Below are 19,041 nucleotides of genomic sequence, written 5' to 3' on the forward strand. Positions count from 1 at the left end.
CTCATGCGGGTGGTACGGGGGTCAGGGCTGCCAGCGGGAGTTCCACGCGGACCTCCGTGCCCTGGGAGTGGTCGCCTTGGCCGATGCGGAAGCCGGCGCCCACCGACTCAGCCCGTTCGGCCATGCCGATCACGCCGAAGTGGCCCGTGCGGCGGAGCTGGTCGAGGGTGGTGCCGGGCGGGAGGCCGCTGCCGTCGTCGTAGACGGTCAGGCGGAGGAGGTCGTCACAGAGGTCGACGGTGACCTCCACGTGGGTGGGAGCGCCGTGGCGGTGGGCGTTCTCCATCGCCTCCTCGGCGATCGTGAGGAGTTGGCGGGCCACCGCCGCGGGGATCGGGGGAAGTTCGTGGGCCGTCGCGGTGCGGTACGTCGTCGGGATGCTCGTGCGGGAGGTGAAGTCATGGGTTCGGGACGCGAGTTCCGTCAGGACATCCGTACCGTGTGCCGGGTCGCCCTCCCGGCGGAGGTCCGTGAGGAGTTCCCTGGCCTCCGCGGCCGCCCGGCGGGCCGAGCGGGCCACCAGTTCCGCCTGTTCGCGGAGGACGGCGGGGTCCTTGCGGTCGGCGGACGCCGAGGCCGCCAGGCCGTCCGCGGCCAGGGCCACGCCGTAGAGGGTCTTGGTCACCGAGTCGTGCATCTCGCGGGCGAGGCGGGCGCGTTCGGCGTTCACCGCCTCCGTGACCGCCAGGCGGGCCTGGATCGTCGTCAGGGCCTGGGTGGCCGTGCCGAAGCGGAGCATCAGGTTGCGGAGGGTCGAGCCCACGGCGCCCGTGATGACGCAGAGGCCGGGGAAGAGGAAGGACTCGGCCAGGTCGGCCTGCTGTCGACCCTTCAGCGTGGCGTGGACCAGGAGCAGGATCAGGGACTGGAGGGAGGCGAAGCAGGCGGCTCCCCGCCAGCTGTAGACCAGGCCGGCGAGGAGGGGGGTGCAGACGCTGACGTACGCGAGGGTCGTGTCCGGGCCGGCCGAGATCAGGAGCAGGGAGCCCATGAGGGTGTCCGCTGCCAGGAGGGTGGGGTGGCGGAGCAGCAGGGGGCCGAAGCGTTCCCAGTCCCTGAACAGGACGTACGACGCCATGAAGGTGACGACCACCGCCGCGCCCACCAGGCGGACGCCGATGCCGGGGGCGGCGTTGACCAGGGCGGCGGGGGCGGCCAGGGCGATCATGGCCAGGCGGAAGCCGAACACCTGGCGGCACATGGCTTGCAGGGCGCGGAGTTGGAGCTTCTCGGGGGCGGGGGGCTGCGGTGGGTGTTCGTCGCTGTCGGCTGCTCGCCGGCGTCGGACCGGTCCCACTCGCCACCTCGTCGTCGCCATCGCCATCGCCCCCACCCCCTCTATTTCCCGGTGATCGAGCTGAAGTCCACGCCGGAGCCGAGGATCAGGCCGGAGGCGAGGAGGAGCATGGTGGCCGGGACCATGAAGGTGGTGATCATCAGGGTGGCCCGGGGTACCGCGCGGGCGGCCTTGCGGCGGGCGTTCTGGGCGTCCGTGCGGCGCATGTCCTTGGCGAGGGCGACCAGGGTGTCGACGATGGGGGCGCCGAGTTCCTCGCCCTGCTGGAGTGCCGTCACGAACATGGCGACCTGCTCGGAGTCGTTGCGGCGGCGGAGTTCCCTGAAGGCCTCGCGGCGGCTCATGCCCAGGTCCATCTGGCGCAGGGTGATGCGCAGTTCGTCCGCCCAGGGACCCTCGTACCGGGAGGCCACTCGGTCCAGGGCCTGGCGGAAGCCGAGGCCCGCGCTGACCACGACGGCGAGCACGTCGAGGAAGTCGGGCAGAGTCCGCTCGATGACGTCCTTGCGGATGCGGATCGCCGACCAGATGCCGACCTCCGTCCAGAACGCGCCGAAGGCGAGGAGGAGCAGGGCGACGAACCACTGGCCGCGAAGGAGGAAGACCAGGAAGCCCACGCCGCCGAGTGCGCCGTACACCGCCCGGCGGGCCGCGTAGCGGTCGATGGTGAGGCCGCCGGGGTTGCCCGCGAGGTCGATCTTGCGGCGGTACCTGGCGACCTGCTTGGGGCCCATCAGGCGGAGCACGGCGGGCGCGTAGCGCATGCCCATGCGGTCGATGAGGGAGTTGGCGGCGCCGGTGCGGGTGGCGCCCACCTCCAGGGCCAGCGCGAGGTCGCCGGGGAGTTTGGCGTCCGCGCGGTACATGCGGATGCCGATGAAGGCGCCCAGGACGCTCAGGCCCATGAGGAGTGCGAGGAGGAGGCCCATGCCGTCGGTCATCCCCTCAGACGTCGATTCGGCTCATGCGGCGGATCAGGACGAAGCCGATCGCGTAGAGCGCGAAGGCGATGAGCACGCAGGCCTGGCCGACCGGTGAGCCGGTCATGCGGTCCAGGGCGCCGTCCTTGACGCCGTTCATCAGGAACAGGGCGCCGATGCCGAGGACGGGGACGGCGTACGAGGTCATGGTCACCTGGGAGAGCTGGGTGCGGATCTCGCGGCGGGTCTCCTTGCGTTCCTCGAGGGTCTCGGTGAGGTTGCGCAGGGCGCTGACCACCTGTCCGCCCGCCCTGTTGGACAGGACCAGGGTGGTGACCAGGACGACGAGTTCGCGGGAGGGGAGGCGGTCGGCGAGTTCGCCGAGGGCGTCGTCCATGGAGTGGCCGACCGCCAACTGATCGGCGACCTTGGCGAGTTCCTCGCCCGCCGGGGCCTCCAGTTCCTCCGCGGCCATGCCGATGGCGGTGCGCAGGGCGAGGCCGGCCTGGGTGGCGTTGGCCAGGATGCGGGCGAGTTCGGGGAGTTGGTTGATGAAGCGCTCGATGCGTTTCTGGCGCTGCCAGTTGAGGAACTGCCAGGCCGCCCACACGCCCAGCAGTCCGGCGAGCGGACCGAAGAAGGGGGCCAGGGTCGCCTGTCCGATCAGCCAGAGCGCGGCCACCGTGGCGAGCATGTACGCGAAGAACTCGCCCGGGGTGACGTCCAGGCCGGTCGCTGCCAGCCGCAGTTCCAGCTTCCGGCCCGGTGCGGTGCCGCGCAGCCGCCGGTCCAGGGTGCGGAAGCGGCGTCGGCGGCCGGTGCCCGCGACCTGGCCGGTGTACGTCAGCCGGTCCACCAGCTCCGCCCGCTGGGCCCGGCCGGCCGCGTAGGTGTGCAGGCCCAGCACGGCCAGGACGCAGGTCAGCAGGGTGACGCCGGTGGTGAGGCTGACTAGGGAGTGGAGATCCATGGGGGTGGCCTACCTGGCTTCTCGGGTGGTGAGCTGGTCCAGCGTGTGGGCGACGCCGAAGGCCTGGGGTATCGGCTGGCTCGCCATGTAGAGGCGGTCGGCGGTGCGGCGGGGCAGCGGGAAGTAGTGGAAGGTGCCGTAGACCCGGCCGTCGTGGGTCATCGGCTGGGCGTCGAAGCGGGCGACGGTGGCCAGGCGGTACGGTTCGCCGCCGTGGCTGTCCAGCACGGCGATCTCGGTGATGCGGCGGGCGCCGTCGGCGAAGCGGGTGAGCTGGACGATGACGTCGACGGCGCTGTTGATCTGGTCGTGCAGCGCCACGAAGGGGACCTCGACGTCGGACATGGAGGCGAGGGTCTGCAGGCGGGTGAGGGCGTCCTCGGCGCTGTTGGCGTGCACGGTGGCGAGGGAGCCGTCGTGGCCGGTGGACATCGCCTGGAGCATGTCGAGGGATTCGCCGCCGCGGACCTCACCGACCACGATCCGGTCGGGGCGCATCCGCAGGGAGTTGCGGACCAGGTCGCGGATGGTGACCTGGCCCTTGCCCTCGACGTTCGGCGGGCGGGACTCCAGGCGGACCACGTGCGACTGCTGGAGCTGGAGTTCGGCCGAGTCCTCGATGGTGATGATGCGCTCGTGCGCCGGGATCAGGCCGGAGAGCGCGTTGAGCAGGGTGGTCTTCCCCGTGCCGGTGGCGCCGGAGACGATGATGTTGAACTTCGCCTGCACCAGGCCGGCCAGCAGGAACACCATGTGCTCGTCCAGCGAGCCCAGGCCGATCAGCTCCTGGAGCGTGAAGGAGCGCGGGAAGCGTCGGATGGTGAGGGTGGGGCCGGTCAGCGACAGCGGCGGGATGATGACGTTCACGCGCTCGCCGGAGGGGAGACGGGCATCGACCATCGGGTTCGACTCGTCGACGCGCCGGTTGACCGTCGACACGATCCGCTCGATCGTCTGCATCAGCTGGTCCTGCGAGACGAAGCGGATCGGCAACTGCTCGACCCGGCCGCCGCGTTCCACGAAGATCGCGTCCGGGCCGTTGACCATGATCTCGGTGATCGACGCGTCCTCGAGGAGGGGTTCGAGGATGCCGAGGCCGAGTGCCTCGTCCACCACCCGGCGGATCAGCTGGCCGCGCTCCACCGTGGACAGGACCGGGCCCTCGCGGCTGATGATGTGCCCGAGCACCCGCTCGAGGCGCGCCCGGCGTTCGGCGGCGGCCAGCGAGCTCATCTCCGCGAGGTCGATCTCCTCCAGGAGCTTGGCCCGGTAGGAGGCGACCAGATGGCCGTCCTCACCCCGGCTGCCCTGCTCCTCGGGGGTGTTGATGCGTGCGCGGAGACTCATGGTTCGCGTGCTCCTTGGCTCAGTGGTCGAGCGGCATGGTGGCGGTCTTGGTGGCGTTGCCGAAGTCCCAGAGGACCTTGGGGATGTGGACGGTGGCGGTGACGGTGACCTCCTTGTCGCCGTACGCCGGATCCGGGCAACTCGTCCCGTCGGCGAGGAAGCCGCTGACCGCGGCCTTGCACGCCTGGTCGGCGTCCTGCCGCAGCGACGCCGCCCGGGCCCCCGCCCGGGCCGCCGTGCCCGCCTGCTGGGCGGCGTAGGCGACCACCCCGATCTGGATGCCGGCCATGGCCACGAGGATGAGGATCGGGATGAACCCGAGGTACTCGATGGCGACCTGGCCCCGGTCGCGGCGCCGTTCACGGTTGTCCGACATCCCAGTCCTTCACCTCCTCCACTGCCCCGGCGTGGCCGCGCACGGTGACGGGGAAATCGATGCTGCCGGGGAAGAGGACGGGCACCTGCAGAGCGACATCGGCCTTCACGTAGCCGCCGTCGGTACTGCAGCTCACTTCAGCACCCGCCCTCCACGCGGCCGACAGGTCCTTCAGCCCCGCCTGCTCACACGCGGCCTCACGCGCTGCCCCCGGCGCCGCCGCCGTCCCCGCCCGCACCCCCTCGTCCGCAGCATTCCCGGCGAGCGTGTAGGCGTACCCCGTCAGCACGCACTGCCACATCAGCACCAGCGTCAGCACGATCAGCGGGGTCATGCCGAGCAACTCGATGCTGACCTGCCCCCGGTCGCCCGCCCCGCGTACGCGCGCCCTCCGTCTCACCCGCCCGCCTCCCTCCGCCGCCGGAAGCCCCCGGACCCGCGGTCCCCCCGTGCCCGGCCACGGTGGCCCGTCTCGGCGGCCTTGACCAGCCCCAGCTCCCCCGCGAGGGCCCACAGTGCCTGTTTGACGGTGCTCCGGCTGTCGAGTTCGTGGATCCGCCCGGCGTCCACGGCGGCCTGGAGTTCCTTGAAGGCCGCGGGGACCGCCGTGCGGGCCAGCGCGGTGCCGGTGATGCGCTGGATGAGGGGCGGCTGGATCTCCGTACCGCGGGTGTGGCGGTTGACGACGACCGTGGTCTCCTCGGCCTTGCGGATCTGGAGCCGGTCCCACATCCGCACCGTGCGCTTGGCGGCGCGGACGGCGACCACGTCCGGGGTGGTGACCAGCAGGGCCGTGTCCGCCATCTCCACGACGGCCGCGCCGGCGCCGCTGAGCTGGGCGCCGCAGTCGACGACGACGACCTCGTAGCGGGAGCGCAGGGCGCTGACGATCTGGCGGGCGGCGCGGTCGGTGACCTCCTCGCCGCGTTCGCCCTCGCCGGGGGCGAGCAGCAGGGCGAGGCCCGTGTCGTGGCGGAAGACGGCGTCGGCGAGGACACGCTGGGAGATGTCGGTGATGGCCGCCAGGTCGACGACCGAGCGGCGGAACTGGATGTCCAGGTAGGAGGCGATGTCGCCGGTCTGGAGGTCCAGGTCGACCAGGGCGGTGGAGCGGCCGGAGGCCTGGGCGGCGAGGGCGATCTGGACGGCCGTGAGGGTGGCCCCCGTGCCGCCCTTGGCGCCGCTGACGGTGACGACGGTGCCGCCGACACCGGCGAACACGTCGGAGCCGTGGCCGAGGTGGCGTCGTACGCCGACGGACCACTGGGCGACGGCCTGGACCCGCATCGCCAGTTCCTCGTAGCCGAGCGGGAGGGTGACCAGGCCGCGGGCGCCGGAGTCCATGGCGGCGGCGAACAGGGCGGGGCCGGCGTCGGAGGTGACGAGGATGACGCCGACGGCGGGGAAGCGCAGGGCGACTTCGCGGACCAGCTCCAGGGCCGGGACCGGGCCGATGCGTTCGTGTACGACGACGACCTCGGGCAGTTCGTCCACGGACTCGGCGGCGAGCCGGGCCAGGGTGTCGACGAGCTGGGTGGAGTCGGTCACCGGCGGCACCGGTTCGGCGTCCGGGAGTTGGCTGAGCAGGGTGGTGAGGGACCGGACCGCGTCCGCGTCACCGACCGCCGGGAGAATCCTGGTGGGCATGCGGGGCGCCTCTCACTTGTCCGTCGCGAGTTCGTACGTGCGGTCCTTGTCGGGGACGGTGGTCTCGCTGCCGGGGGCCACCAGGGCGAGCCGGACCCGCTGCGCGAACGACTCGGCGTACGTGATGCGCTGGGCGTCGACGGTGGACAGGGCGAAGGTGATCGGGACGGCGTCGGTGGGCTGCTGCTGGTTCTTGTTGTCGGGCTCCAGGGCGGTGATCTGGCCGACGTCGAGAACCCGGGCGTTGGTCACGATGATCTTCGACTGGTCGGGGTCGCCCTGCTTCTTGCCCTGGAAGGTGGCGTAGACGTTGACCCGGGAGCCGGGGGTGATCTTGCCGGCGACTCCGGTGGCCGCGTCGATCATGATGGCGACCTCCTGCTGGCCCGCCTGGAGCGCGGGCTGGTCGACGATCATGTCGGTCTGGAGGAGGGAGCCCTGGTGCAGGGTGGTGACGGCGATCTTGCCCTGGATGTCGCGGAGGCTGGTGACCGCGTTGGAGGACAGCCACCGCTTGGGCATCTTGATCTTCTCGAACTGCCCGGCGTTCAAGGCGGTGTAGGGCGATACCTCGGACCGGATCCGGTACGCGGTGACCTCGGGGCCCACCTTGGACTTCACGTCGTCGATGACGGAGAGCACGCCGGCGAAGGCGCCGAGGGCGCACAGGACCGACAGGATCAGGAGTATCACGCCGCGGCGCTGACGGGAGTTCATGAACCGTGCAACCTCATTGGGGGAATCGGTCGAGCGGGGTCGGGACAAGCGGAGAACGGTGTGCGGTGGTGTGCCGTCAGGCGGGTGTTCGCTGTTCCAGTGCACGTGGCGCGGGTGGCTCGTAGACAGGCGGGGTGGCGGAGCAGAAGACGCAGCGGTCGCCGATGACGTCGACGCCGCACCAGTGGCAGGTGCCGCGCCGGACCGAGGTGACCAGTTGGTAGAGCACCGACAGGTCGGCGAGATGGCTGCAGAACTCGACCACCTTCCCGGTCCCCCACCAGGCCGGGGACTCGGCGGGCAGCGCGGTCTCGCGCAGGCCGTGCACACCCCAGGACTTGGCCAGGGCTCCCCCGACCCACTCGGACTGGAGCTGCCCCTTGGCGACCAGCAGCTGGGTGCTGAACTCCGGGCCGGTCAGGGCCGCGTCGGGCCCGAGCCGGACGAGCTGCGGTTCGGGGTGGGCGACCACCGCGAACTGGCTGCCTGGCACCCAGGACTTCGCGTGCGCCTTCAGGCCGACCGGTACGCGGTCCAGCTTGGTGACCGAGCCGAGGACCGCGCCGGCGTGGATGTAGTGGATGAGCAGCCGGCCGGCGGAGGCGAGCACGCCCGGGCTGAGGTCGCAGGACGCGAGCTGCCGCAACTGGCGTGCGAGGACGGCGACTCCGAGGGGCGGCAGCTCGGGGCGGAAGAGGGCGATGCGGTCGCTCTCCATGAGGGAGCGCAGGGTGTGCAGCCGCCGGGTCACCCCTTCGGGGACGGACTGCGACGACACGACGATGACGTGCCCGTGCTGCTCGACGAGCATCTGGAGTTCGGCCAGGGCGTCCTCGAGCGGCCGCTGGTCGAGGTCCCGCAGCACGACCGCGGGCACGGTCCGCTCGTCCTGCGGCGGCAGCGCCATGTCGGCGCTGGTCACGGCAATGGCAGTTGGCACGCGCAGCTCCCCGCTCTTCACACCAGTCGGCCCGGGCTGTGTTACTGCCCTGCTGGGGACGACTTCATTGCGTGACTACGTGAGCACTGTAACCACGCCGTTGTGACCGGAGAACAGGCTTTGAACAGCTGGGCAGGAACTGCTGCCGTGCAACTTATGCCAAACCGGCACAGGTTGAGCATCCAGCGGACCGCGGGTCTGACATGAGGCCCCGGTCCCATCGTTCGGGGCGCTGTCGTGCGCGATCGGCGGCGCGGCCGTATCCGGACGGCGGGGCATGTACTTCGTTGCCGCCGACGAAGCACCGGTGTGATGATCGGGCACATGGCTGAACACGGGGGTGACGCCGGCGCGACGGCACGCATACCCAGGTCCCGGCTGTTCGACTACGTGGACCTGGCCCGCACCGACCAGCGGGGCACGACCGGGACGGAGACGTCCGAGGGCACCGCTCCGCCCGGGCTTGCGGCACCCTTCACCGATGCCGTGGACGCCGTTGAGCGCAGGCGCCGCGAGTTCGCGGTCCTGCTGGGCGAGTTCCGGCGCACGGCCGTTCTCGTCCCCCTCGACACGGAGAACGGCGCCCCTCTGACCGCGGACCTCGGCGGGGTCCGCTGGATCTACGCCTTCTCCAACGAGCACGCCCTGGCGCGCTTCGCGCTCGCGCGGGGCGAGGGCGAGGGCGACCGGGAGTGGGCGTACCAGCGGTGGCTCGGAGCGCGCTTGCTGGATGCCGCGGTTCCGGCCGTGGGCGTGCCCTGCGGGGTGGCCCTGGACGTGGGCAGCGAGGGCGAGGGCGCGCTGTTCCCGCCGGTACGCGGAATCGTGCCGGACAGTGCGGCGGTCGACATCGAGGTGGAGACGGGGGAAGGCAAGTGAGCGACGGCGGCGAGGACCTGACGGTAGACGGGCTCGGCCTGATCGCCAAGGGCCTGACCGAGGCACTGGGTGAGCTGAAAGAGCTCGGCATGGTCGGGGAGGCCGGGGCCGGGCGCGGTTTCGACGGCATCGCCCTGTCCGGGCTGGAACTGGGCCACGAGGGGCTGACGGACGAGTTCAAGTCGTTCTGCGAGCGCTGGGAGTGGGGCGTGCGGTCGCTGATCAACGAGGGCAACGCCTTCGCGCTCAAGACAGGCCTGGCCGCGGGCACGTACTACGAGACCGACCAGTACGTGAAGGGCACCTTCAAGGTCGTCGAGAACGCGGCTGTCGGCAATCCGTACGCCTCCGAGGAGGACGTGGAGAAGATGGGCTGGGGCGATATCGCCAAGTCCGGTGCGTTCGGCGGCGACGTCGACTACAGCAAGGAGTCTTTCGACCAGGCGCTGGCCAACAGCGAGCAGGGCTGGAAGGACGCGGGCCGGGATGTGATGACCTCCAGCACCGCCGGGCCGATGGGCATCAACCCGGAGAACCTGCACAGCGCGCTCGGCCTCTCGGACCAGGAGTACGACCAGTACCTGGACGACACCTTCGGCCCCTCCCCCGAGGCCCGCGCCAAGGCCGCCGAGCAGGGTGGCGAGGGCTGATGGGACTCGGAGACCTGAGCAACTCGCTGCTGGGCGGCGCCGAGAACCTCTACGACAAGGGCAAGGAGAAGCTCGGGGAGGGTGTCGACTGGGCCACCGACAAGGTGGGCGAGGGCCTCGACTACGTCGGTGCGCACGACTGGGCCGACAGTGTGGAGGACTGGGGCGACGAGATCGCCTCCGACCTGGGCGCCACCCCGGGCGAGCAGCAGCTCGGCCAGACCGAGGAGGCCGACGAGCTGGTCCACGGCAATCCGGGCAAGATACGCGAGAGTGCCGAGCACCTGAAGGACTTCCACGGCGCCTTCGACAAGGTGAGTTCGGGGCTGAGGAAGGTCGACTCCTCCGGCTGGCAGGGCGAGGGCGGTGACGCGTTCCGGGAGAAGTTCGGCGTGCACCCGGCCAAGTGGGCCCGGGCGGCGGAGGCGTGCGACACGGCGGCGGGTGCGCTGGAGGCGTATGCGGACACCGTCAAGTGGGCGCAGGGGCAGGCGAAGGAGGCCGTCGAGCTCTACAAGCAGGGCGTGAAGGCGTCTGAGGGCGCGGTCGATGCATACAACAAGAAGGCCGACGCCTACAACGCGAAGATCAAGGCGAACGAAGACCCCGGCCCGAAGCCCGAGCCGTTCCACGACCCCGGCAAGGCCGACATCAAGGCCGCCGCCCAGAAACTCGCCGAAGCCCGCAAGCAGCGCAACACCGCCGCCTCCGAAGCACAGGCCAAGGTCAAGGCCGCCCTCGCCCACGCACCGGCCGAGCCCCCGCCGCTGGAGCGCCTCGGCCACGACTTCACCGACGGCTCGCTGGCCGCCGGAACCGAACTCACCCACTTCGTCGGAGGCGTCGCCAAGGGCACGGCCGGCCTGGTGAACTTCGCCCGCGGTCTGAATCCGATGGACCCCTACAACCTGACCCACCCGGCTGCCTACATGCAGAACGTCAGCATGACGCTGTCCGGCCTGGCCTCCACCGCCTCCCACCCCGATCGAGCCGCGAAGACCATGTTGGACGAGTTCCGCAAGGACCCGTCCGAGTTCGGCGGACGCCTCCTGCCGCAGTGGGTCGGCACCGACGGCATCGGCATGGAGGCGGGCCTCGCCCGGGACGCGGCAGAAGCGGGCCTGACCCGCCAGGCGGCGGAAGCGGCGGCGCGACGGGAGGCACGGGCAGGGGCGGAGGACGCCGCCGGAACCTCAGCGCGGGACCGAGTGAACGAGGACCCGCAGCAGCCCTCCCGAGAGGGCGAAGCGGTGGAGAGCAAGGGCACCGACCCGATCGACCTCGCCACCGGCAAGATGTACCTGCCGCAGACGGACGTCGTTCTCCCTGGCGCGCTGCCGCTCGTCCTCACCCGGCGGGTGGAGTCGGGTTACCACCTCGGCCGCTGGTTCGGCCCCTCCTGGTCGTCCACCCTGGACCAGCGGCTGGAGATCGACGCGGAGGGGGTCGTCTTCGTCGCGGAGGACGGCCTGCTCCTGTCATACCCCCATCCGGCCCCTGGCGTCCCGACTCTGCCGAGCCACGGCCCCCGCCGGCCCCTGGACCGCGTGGCCGACGGCTACACGATCACCGATCCCCGGACCCACCGCACCTGGCACTTCACCGATCGCGGCGCCGAACTGGCGGTCCTGGAACAGGTGGACGACCGCAACGGCAACTGGATCACGTTCGAGTACGACACGGAGGGCACTCCGCTGGGCGTCTTCACGAGTGCCGGCCAGGGTGTCCGCATCACCACGGAGTCGGGCCGCGTCACGGCGTACCACCTGGCCACCACAGGCGAGGAGCTGAAACGCTTCGCCTACACGGACGGCAACCTCACGGAGGTCATCAACTCCTCCAGCCTCCCCCTTCGCTTCACGTACGACGACGCGGGCCGGATCACGTCCTGGACGGACACGAACGACCGCAGCTACACCTACGAGTACGACGACCGGGACCGCTGCGTCGCGGAAGGCGGCGCGGCGGGCCACATGACCCTGCGCCTGACGTACGAGGACCCGGACCCGGCGACGGGCCTACGGACCACGACGGCGACGACGGGAGAAGGCCACACACGCCGCTACCTGGTCAACAAAGCATGGCAAGTGGTCGCTGAGACCGACCCCCTGGGCGCGACAACCCGCTACCACCGGGACCGCTACAACCATCTGCTCTCCACGACGGACCCGCTGGGCCACACGACGACGTTCGAGTACGACGACACGGGCAACCTCACGCGGGTGGTCCGCCCTGACGGCCGCGAGACGAGGGCGGAGTACAACGCCCTGGGCCTGCCGGTGAAGGTGGTGAACGCCGACGGCACGGTGATCCGCCAGACGTACGACGAGCGGGGCAACCGCATATCGGTGACGGACCCGGCGGCCGGCACGACACGCTTCGCCTACACGGAGGCGGGCCACCTGAGGTCCGTGACCGACCCGCTGGGCCACACGACCACGGTCGTCTGCGACCGCGCGGGCCTTCCGACCGAGGTGACGGACCCGCTGGGCGCGATGACCCGTTACGAACGGAACGCTCTCGGCCGCCCGACCGCGATCACGGACCCGACCGGCGCGACGACACGACTGGAATGGTCGACCGAGGGCCACCTGACCCGCCGCACGGCCCCCGACGGCACGACGCAGACATGGACGTACGACGGCGAGGGCAACTGCACGAGCCACACCGACCCTCTGGGCAGCGTCTCCCGCTACGAGTACACCCACTTCGACCTGCTGGCGGCACGGACGGGCCCGGACGGCGTCCGCTACGAGTTCGCCCACGACACGGAACTGCGCCTGACGAAGGTCACCAACCCGCAGGGCCTGACATGGACGTACGAGTACGACGCCGCCGGCCACCTGGTGACGGAGACGGACTTCGACGACCGCACGCTGACGTACGAGTACGACGCGGCCGGCCGCCTCGCTGGGCGGCGGAACGTGCTCGGTGAGGCGGTGTCCTTCGAGCGCAACGAACTTGGCCAGGTACTCCGCAAGCACACGGCAGGCCAGATCACGACGTACGCCTACGACCTGACCGACCAGCTCGCGCAGGCGACGGGCCCGGACGGTACGACACTGATGTTGCTGAGAGACCGCCACGGCCGGCTGCACTCGGAGACGGTCGACGGCCGGACGCTGACGTACACGTACGACGCACTGGGCCGCCGGACGGACCGTACGACGCCCACGGGGGCCAGGACGACGTGGTCGTACGACGCCTGCGGACGCCGCACGGGCATGGTGGCGTCGGGCCGAACGATCGACTTCACGTACGACGAGACGGGCCGCGAGCTGACTCGCCATATCGGCGGAACGATCGCGTTGCAGCACAACTTCGACGTCCTGGGCCGCCTGACCACCCAATCCGTGACGGGGGCCGGGGACCGCACCATCCAGCACCGGACGTATACGTACCGCGCCGACGGCAACTTGACCGGGATAGACGACCACCTGTCCGGCTCCCGTCGCTTCGACCTGGACGCGACAGGTCGGGTGACGGCGGTGCACGCGGCCGGGTGGACGGAGCGGTACGCCTACGACGAGGCAGGCAACCAGACCCAGGCGTCCTGGCCGTCGGACCACCCGGGCAGGGAGGCAACGGGACCGCGCTCCTATGTGGGCACCCGCATCACCCAGGCCGGCCATGTCCGCTACGAACACGACGCGCTGGGCCGCATCACCCTCCGCCAGAAAACCCGTTTGTCGAGGAAGCCGGACACCTGGCGCTACGAATGGGACACCGAGGACCACCTGACCTCAGTGGTGACCCCCGACGGCACCCGCTGGCGCTACACCTACGACCCCTTGGGCCGTCGCACGGCGAAACTCCGCCTGGCGGAGGACGGCGAAACGGTCCTGGAGAGGGTGGACTTCACCTGGGACGGCACCACCCTCTGCGAACAGACCACCACGTCCCCCGACCTTCCCAACCCGGTCACCCTCACCTGGGACCACCAGGGCCTACGCCCGTTGTCCCAAACAGAACGCATCACCACGGCCGACGCCCCACAGGAGGAGATCGACTCCCGCTTCTTCGCCATCGTCACCGACCTGATCGGCACACCGAACGAACTCATCGACGAACAGGGCGACATCGCTTGGCGCACCCGAAGCACCCTGTGGGGGACGACGGCATGGGCGGCCAACAGCACGGCCTACACGCCCCTACGGTTCCCGGGCCAGTACTACGACCCCGAAACGGGCCTGCACTACAACTACTTCCGCCACTACGACCCCGAAACCGCCCGCTACCTCACCCCCGATCCCCTCGGATTGGCGCCCGCCCCCAACCCCGCCACCTACGTCCACAACCCGCACACGTGGAGCGACCCGCTCGGCCTGGCGCCGAAGTGCCCCGTCGAGAAGGCGCAGAACGCCGCGGACAAGATCGTCGAGAAGGCGCAGGACGGCAAGATGCGGAAGGCGAGCAACTACCATCCGCACTTCGGCGAGGACCGCGTGCTCGAGGTGCTGAAGAACCCGGACGCCGTCTACCTCTCCGAGGGGGGCCGCGGAAATCTGATCTTCCGGCAGGGTGAGGACATCGTGGTCACGAAGGGCGCCGGAGCCGGTGCGGGTGACGTGATCACGGGCTACGGCCCCTCGGGGATCAAGGGGGAGAGCGGGGTGAAGGCGCTGGGCGGAAACGTGGATGACCCCGGGGCACCGATCACCCACGACGATATTGTGAACGGCAGGATTCCCGACGGCAGTGGTGGCACCATGCCGGCCGCCAAGCAGATCAAATGAGGCGACGTTCATGGTGAGGTTCTCGATCGTCGATGAGGTGAGCGTGGAAACGACGGGTGCTCCGCTTCCGTACACGCCTCGCTTCGACATCACCACTCCCGCTGTCACCGTTGCCGGGTACGCGGACATGGTGGGTCGCGAACGGCTGCTGGGGAGCACCTTCGGCAGCACGCAGTGGCTGTGGGGGGAGACCGACGACGTCTGCTTCGACCGGGAGACCCGGGAGTTGGCGGGCCTCAGCCTGTTCGTGCCCCCGCTGTCCGCCGCTCCGCCGACCCGCACCCCGCCCACCGGGCCTCCGGCCCACCCGGCGGGGCTGCGGGCGGACACCGTGCAGGCCTTCGAACTGCCCCAGGCCACCGTCTTCCACTGCGATCCCGAGGCCACCGAACTGAGGTGCCTGCACGATCCCGGCCTGCTCGATGCCGTGCCGGACGCGCGCATCGGCATCGCCCGGGACCTGGCCCTCCTGGTGCATGACGGCCGGATGACCGGCTGGGCCCTCACCGACCCCACGCGCTACCTCACATCCGGCTTCGCCGGCCCGGACCCCGCCCCGCCGTCACCTGCGACCTGCCTCCGGTTCGCCGAGTGCCTCGCCCTGATCTCCGAGCCCCTCGTCGACGAGGTGATGGACCAAGACCCGGCCGCCTGGCACACCCTCCGCCGGACCGAACGCGCCCTGCGCGACCAATCGGACGACCAGCGGCGGGCGGGCATCCTGTACGAGGTCGTCAGCCGCCTCATCGAGGACTACGAGCCCTGACACCGCAACCACGGTGGCGAGGCGCTCGGACCGGCTCCCCAGAAACCCGTCAGGTGGCTGATCCATTCTGACGGTGTTGCGCGATCGGCATGGCTGGGTCCGCGAGGAGACGGGCGCCGGACGACCGCCGTAGGGCGAAACTCCGCCTGGCGGCCTACGGCGCAACCGTCGTCGAACAGGTGGTGTTCACCTGGGACGGCACGACCTTGTGCGAGCAGACCAGCACATCCAGCGAGCTGCCCCACCAGGTCACCCTCACCCGGGACCACGAGGGCCGGATCTTGTCTGGTACCAGGACATGGTCGGGGCCCATCGCATTCTGGTGTCCGAGCCCGGCAGTCCCTCGCTCAACATTCCGTTCCGGTGACCGGCCAGGCACAGCCAGGTACCCGGACCACCCGGTGCAGCGCTCACGCCGTCTGCAGCTCGCACCGCTGACAGGCGTTTTGGTCTGGACCTATTGACACCCCAATTGGTCTGGACCAACTTGGAACGCATGCCTCCCCACACAGGACACAGCAGACGTGTGCGCTGGGCCGCCTCCGGCGCCCTCGCCCTCGCCCTCCCCCTGGCGGGCCTCGCCGCCACCCCGGCGTCCGCGGCGGACGTGAACAACGTCAAGAACGCCGGATTCGAATCCGGCCTGACCAACTGGACCTGCTCCGCGAGCAGCGGCACGACGGTCGCCGCACCGGTGCACGCCGGCGCGGCCGCGCTCAAGGCGACGCCGGCCGGGCAGGACAACGCCCAGTGCACCCAGACGGTGGTGGTGAAGCCGAACTCCACGTACACCCTGAGCGGGTGGGTGCAGGGCGGCTACGCCTACCTGGGCGTGACGGGCACGGGCACCACGGACGTCTCCAACTGGACCCCCGACTCCGCGTCCTGGAAGCAGCTGTCGACGACGTTCACGACGGGCGCGTCGACGACGTCGGTCACGGTGTACACGCACGGCTGGTACGGCCAGGCGCCGTACTCCGCCGACGACATCTCGGTGTACGGCCCGGACGGCGGCGGGGGCGGCGACCCGGCGCCGACGGTCCCGGCCGCCCCGACCGGCCTGAACGTGACGGGCACGACGTCCTCGTCGGTGTCGCTGGGCTGGTCGGCCGTGTCGAACGCGACCGGCTACAACGTCTACCGGGGCGGTACGAAGGTGGCGTCGGCGTCGGGAACGTCCGCGACGGTGACCGGCCTGTCGGCCGCCACTTCCTACTCCTTCCAGGTCACGGCCACCAACTCGGCCGGCGAGTCGGCGAAATCCGCGGCGGTGACGGCGACGACGAGCACGAGCGGAGGCGGCGGGGGTTCGCTGCCGAAGCACGCCGTGACGGGCTACTGGCAGAACTTCAACAACGGGGCCACCGTCCAGAAGCTCTCCGACGTCCCGTCTTCCTACGACATCATCGCGGTGGCCTTCGCCGACGCCACGTCGACTCCGGGCGCCGTGACCTTCAACCTCGACTCCTCCGGGCTGGGCGGCTATACGGTCGACCAGTTCAAGGCGGACGTCAGGTCCAAGCAGGCGGCCGGGAAGAAGGTCATCGTCTCGGTCGGCGGACAGAACGGCTCGGTATCGGTGAGCGACTCGGCATCGGCGGCGAACTTCGCCAACTCCGTCTACTCCCTGATGCAGACGTACGGCTTCGACGGCGTCGACATCGATCTGGAGAACGGCCTCAACGCGACGTACATGAGCCAGGCGCTGCGCGCCCTGTCGGCGAAGGCGGGCTCGTCGCTCGTCATCACGATGGCACCGCAGACGATCGACATGCAGTCGACGTCGAACGCCTACTTCCAGACCGCCTTGAACGTGAAGGACATCCTCACGGTCGTCAACATGCAGTACTACAACAGCGGTTCCATGCTGGGTTGCGACGGCAAGGTGTACTCACAGGGTTCGGTGGACTTCCTGACCGCTCTGGCCTGTATCCAGTTGGAGGGCGGGCTCTCCCCGTCCCAGGTCGGGCTCGGCCTCCCGGCCTCGTCCCGCGCGGCGGGCAGCGGGTACGTCTCACCGTCGGTCGTGAACAACGCGCTGGACTGCCTGGCCAGGGGCACCAACTGCGGTTCCTTCAAGCCGTCCAGGACCTACCCCGGGCTGCGGGGCGCGATGACGTGGTCCACGAACTGGGACGCGGCGTCGGGGAACGCGTGGTCGAGCGCGGTGGGGGCGCATGTGCACGGATTGCCGTAAGGGGTGATGACGACACCGTGAGGCCGGGGGGGGCGGGCGGCTGGTGGCGGACCCGGTGCAGCGCTCACGCCGTCTCCAGCTCGCACCACACAGCGGTTCGGGGTCCGAGTCCCAGGCCCCGAGCCACACACCACTCCCTGCGGGGTGCGGCGGGCCCTGAGCGCCACGGTGCGTGTCATCCCGTTGTCTCAGGAGGGATTCGCCGGGGCGGGGATCGAGATGATGTACGTGGGCGGCCCGCTCCCCCAGTTGGACACGGTGCTGCGCGACGCTCCGCACGGCACAGCCTTCATCGATGCCGAATCTCAGGTGGCACGCTTCCGGGCCATGCTCAATAAGGTGGGGAAGGCAGCACTACAGCCCGTGGAGTCACGGGACTTCATCCACCGCATGACGAAGGAACTGTGAGGGCACCCGCATGACCCAGGACGTCCGCTGGCGGAAGTCGTCGTACTCCGGCGGAGGCGATGGCAACACCTGCGTCGAGATCGCGGACCTGGACACCCATACAGCCGTCCGCGACTCCAAGGCCCCGGCCGGAGCCACCCTCACCTTCCCGGCCGGCGCCTTCACCCCCTTCGTCGAGGGCCTGAAGAAGAGCACCTCCGCGGCGGGCCGGTATGTGCGTCTCGACGGGTGACGCCGCCTTCTCCGGCACCATCCTGTACTGCGGGCGGCTGCACCACCCGGCGCACGGTCTCATCCATGTCATGGGGTACCAGAACACCGCCGAGAACCTGGCGGACGGGCCTAACGCCATGCTGCTGCACCTGCCCACGCGGCAGGTCACGCCTCAGCAGTTCGTCTCCACCGGACGCAGCGACGACATCCTGAGCCGGATGGTGGACGCCGTCGAAGCCAAGGACGCCGAGGATGACGGCATCGCGTGGATGGGCGCGGGTCCGGAACCAGTGCAGGTCTTCGAGCACGATGTCTACACCGTGCTGCTCGCCTCCGACCCGACCCTGACACCCACCGTGCTCCATCGCGTGCCCCCACATCGGCGGCCCCGGCTCGACCCCGATCTCCTGCGCTTCTACGCCGAGCACTTCCCCGACCACACCATCGCCGTCTGCTGCTTCGACAACGCCGATGCGCAACGGGCCAAGCCCCTGCTGGTCTGGTACTCGCCGCACGATCCGGACCGGTTGACTCTGCCCGCGCTGGACAGCCACACCGGAGGCGCGCCGGATCTCGACGCCGACGTCCCCGTGGACCACTGGGTACTGTTCTCCACCGACCAGGCCCCGGAAGGCTGGGGCGTCCCGGTCGCCTATCCGGAGCGCATGCGGCACAGTCTGCGCGCCTTCCTTCCCGGCACGGTCGTGGGCCGGTACTACGGCGACGGACAGCTTCTGGACAACGGGGACTTCGGCATCAGTCACCGCGATCTGCTCGACGGCGACCTCGACCGCGTCGAGCGGCGGCGGCCCAACCTCGTCCAGTAGACGCCGACGCAGGAGACCGCACCCGGGCGATTTCCAGTCGGCCCCTTTACTACTACTTGAACTGACCATGACATCGCTGGACCATGGAGCGCCGACCGGCACAGCGGACTCACAGCAGACGCCGCCCCGGCCCGCACCCCACCCGCACGTC

General features: G+C 70.3%; 17 protein-coding genes. 8 read left to right on the forward strand and 9 right to left on the reverse strand.

Annotated features, from left to right (window positions below):
- Position 1: 1 nt before the first annotated feature.
- The 9 genes from ACH45E_RS35080 to ACH45E_RS35120 all read right to left on the reverse strand — a co-directional run bounded on the left by ACH45E_RS35080 (position 2) and on the right by ACH45E_RS35120 (position 8,181).
- Positions 2 to 1,324 carry a sensor histidine kinase gene (locus ACH45E_RS35080; protein ID WP_399042187.1) on the reverse strand — a complete coding sequence of 441 codons (1,323 nt, stop codon included), beginning with the start codon at positions 1,322 to 1,324 and terminating at the stop codon, positions 2 to 4.
- A 14-nt stretch (positions 1,325 to 1,338) separates the two neighbouring features.
- Entirely contained in the window at positions 1,339 to 2,226 is an 888-nt protein-coding gene (locus tag ACH45E_RS35085; protein ID WP_361447800.1) for a DUF5936 domain-containing protein, read from the reverse strand.
- 16 nt (positions 2,227 to 2,242) lie between these two features.
- Positions 2,243 to 3,187 (reverse strand): type II secretion system F family protein, encoded by a 945-nt coding sequence (locus tag ACH45E_RS35090; protein ID WP_361447548.1) that lies wholly within the window; start codon positions 3,185 to 3,187, stop codon positions 2,243 to 2,245.
- Positions 3,188 to 3,196: 9 nt separating this feature from the next.
- Positions 3,197 to 4,534, reverse strand: coding sequence for a CpaF family protein (locus ACH45E_RS35095; RefSeq protein WP_361447546.1), 1,338 nt, complete (start codon positions 4,532 to 4,534; stop codon positions 3,197 to 3,199).
- A gap of 19 nt (positions 4,535 to 4,553) precedes the next feature.
- A complete protein-coding gene (locus ACH45E_RS35100; protein WP_361447544.1) occupies positions 4,554 to 4,910 on the reverse strand; it encodes a TadE/TadG family type IV pilus assembly protein in 357 nt (118 codons plus the stop codon).
- Positions 4,894 to 5,244, reverse strand: coding sequence for a pilus assembly protein (locus tag ACH45E_RS35105; protein WP_361447542.1), 351 nt, complete (start codon positions 5,242 to 5,244; stop codon positions 4,894 to 4,896). The genes ACH45E_RS35100 and ACH45E_RS35105 overlap by 17 nt, the downstream gene beginning before the upstream one ends.
- Before the next feature lie 62 nt (positions 5,245 to 5,306).
- The gene (locus ACH45E_RS35110) at positions 5,307 to 6,557 is read right to left on the reverse strand and encodes an AAA family ATPase (RefSeq protein WP_361447540.1); all 1,251 of its coding nucleotides are present in this window, start codon (positions 6,555 to 6,557) and stop codon (positions 5,307 to 5,309) included.
- A gap of 12 nt (positions 6,558 to 6,569) precedes the next feature.
- Positions 6,570 to 7,274 (reverse strand): Flp pilus assembly protein CpaB, encoded by a 705-nt coding sequence (cpaB, locus tag ACH45E_RS35115; RefSeq protein WP_361447538.1) that lies wholly within the window; start codon positions 7,272 to 7,274, stop codon positions 6,570 to 6,572.
- 76 nt (positions 7,275 to 7,350) lie between these two features.
- On the reverse strand, positions 7,351 to 8,181 hold the full coding sequence (locus ACH45E_RS35120) for a hypothetical protein (protein WP_361447797.1): 831 nt from the start codon (positions 8,179 to 8,181) through the stop codon (positions 7,351 to 7,353).
- Positions 8,182 to 8,538: 357 nt separating this feature from the next.
- Between ACH45E_RS35120 and ACH45E_RS35125 the strand changes: the two genes are divergently transcribed.
- The 8 genes from ACH45E_RS35125 to ACH45E_RS35160 all read left to right on the forward strand — a co-directional run bounded on the left by ACH45E_RS35125 (position 8,539) and on the right by ACH45E_RS35160 (position 18,890).
- On the forward strand, positions 8,539 to 9,093 hold the full coding sequence (locus tag ACH45E_RS35125) for a hypothetical protein (protein WP_361447536.1): 555 nt from the start codon (positions 8,539 to 8,541) through the stop codon (positions 9,091 to 9,093).
- Complete coding sequence (locus ACH45E_RS35130) at positions 9,090 to 9,743, forward strand: hypothetical protein (protein WP_361447534.1); 654 nt, start codon at positions 9,090 to 9,092, stop codon at positions 9,741 to 9,743. Before ACH45E_RS35125 ends, ACH45E_RS35130 begins: the two co-directional genes overlap by 4 nt.
- Positions 9,743 to 14,479, forward strand: a complete 4,737-nt coding sequence (locus tag ACH45E_RS35135) for a putative T7SS-secreted protein (protein WP_361447532.1) — start codon at positions 9,743 to 9,745, stop codon at positions 14,477 to 14,479. The genes ACH45E_RS35130 and ACH45E_RS35135 overlap by 1 nt, the downstream gene beginning before the upstream one ends.
- Before the next feature lie 10 nt (positions 14,480 to 14,489).
- Positions 14,490 to 15,245 (forward strand): hypothetical protein, encoded by a 756-nt coding sequence (locus ACH45E_RS35140; RefSeq protein ID WP_361447530.1) that lies wholly within the window; start codon positions 14,490 to 14,492, stop codon positions 15,243 to 15,245.
- A gap of 496 nt (positions 15,246 to 15,741) precedes the next feature.
- Positions 15,742 to 17,442, forward strand: a complete 1,701-nt coding sequence (locus ACH45E_RS35145) for a glycosyl hydrolase family 18 protein (protein ID WP_361447528.1) — start codon at positions 15,742 to 15,744, stop codon at positions 17,440 to 17,442.
- Between the two features lie 168 nt (positions 17,443 to 17,610).
- Entirely contained in the window at positions 17,611 to 17,850 is a 240-nt protein-coding gene (locus tag ACH45E_RS35150; protein ID WP_399042193.1) for a Scr1 family TA system antitoxin-like transcriptional regulator, read from the forward strand.
- 10 nt (positions 17,851 to 17,860) lie between these two features.
- Positions 17,861 to 18,082: a DUF397 domain-containing protein gene (locus ACH45E_RS35155; protein WP_361447524.1), complete on the forward strand. Its 222-nt coding sequence runs from the start codon at positions 17,861 to 17,863 to the stop codon at positions 18,080 to 18,082.
- The gene (locus ACH45E_RS35160) at positions 18,063 to 18,890 is read left to right on the forward strand and encodes a hypothetical protein (protein ID WP_361447522.1); all 828 of its coding nucleotides are present in this window, start codon (positions 18,063 to 18,065) and stop codon (positions 18,888 to 18,890) included. The genes ACH45E_RS35155 and ACH45E_RS35160 overlap by 20 nt, the downstream gene beginning before the upstream one ends.
- The last annotated feature ends 151 nt before the right edge of the window (positions 18,891 to 19,041 follow it).

This window comes from Streptomyces sp. NPDC020299 (assembly GCF_044387825.1).
Taxonomy (GTDB): Bacteria; Actinomycetota; Actinomycetes; order Streptomycetales; family Streptomycetaceae; genus Streptomyces.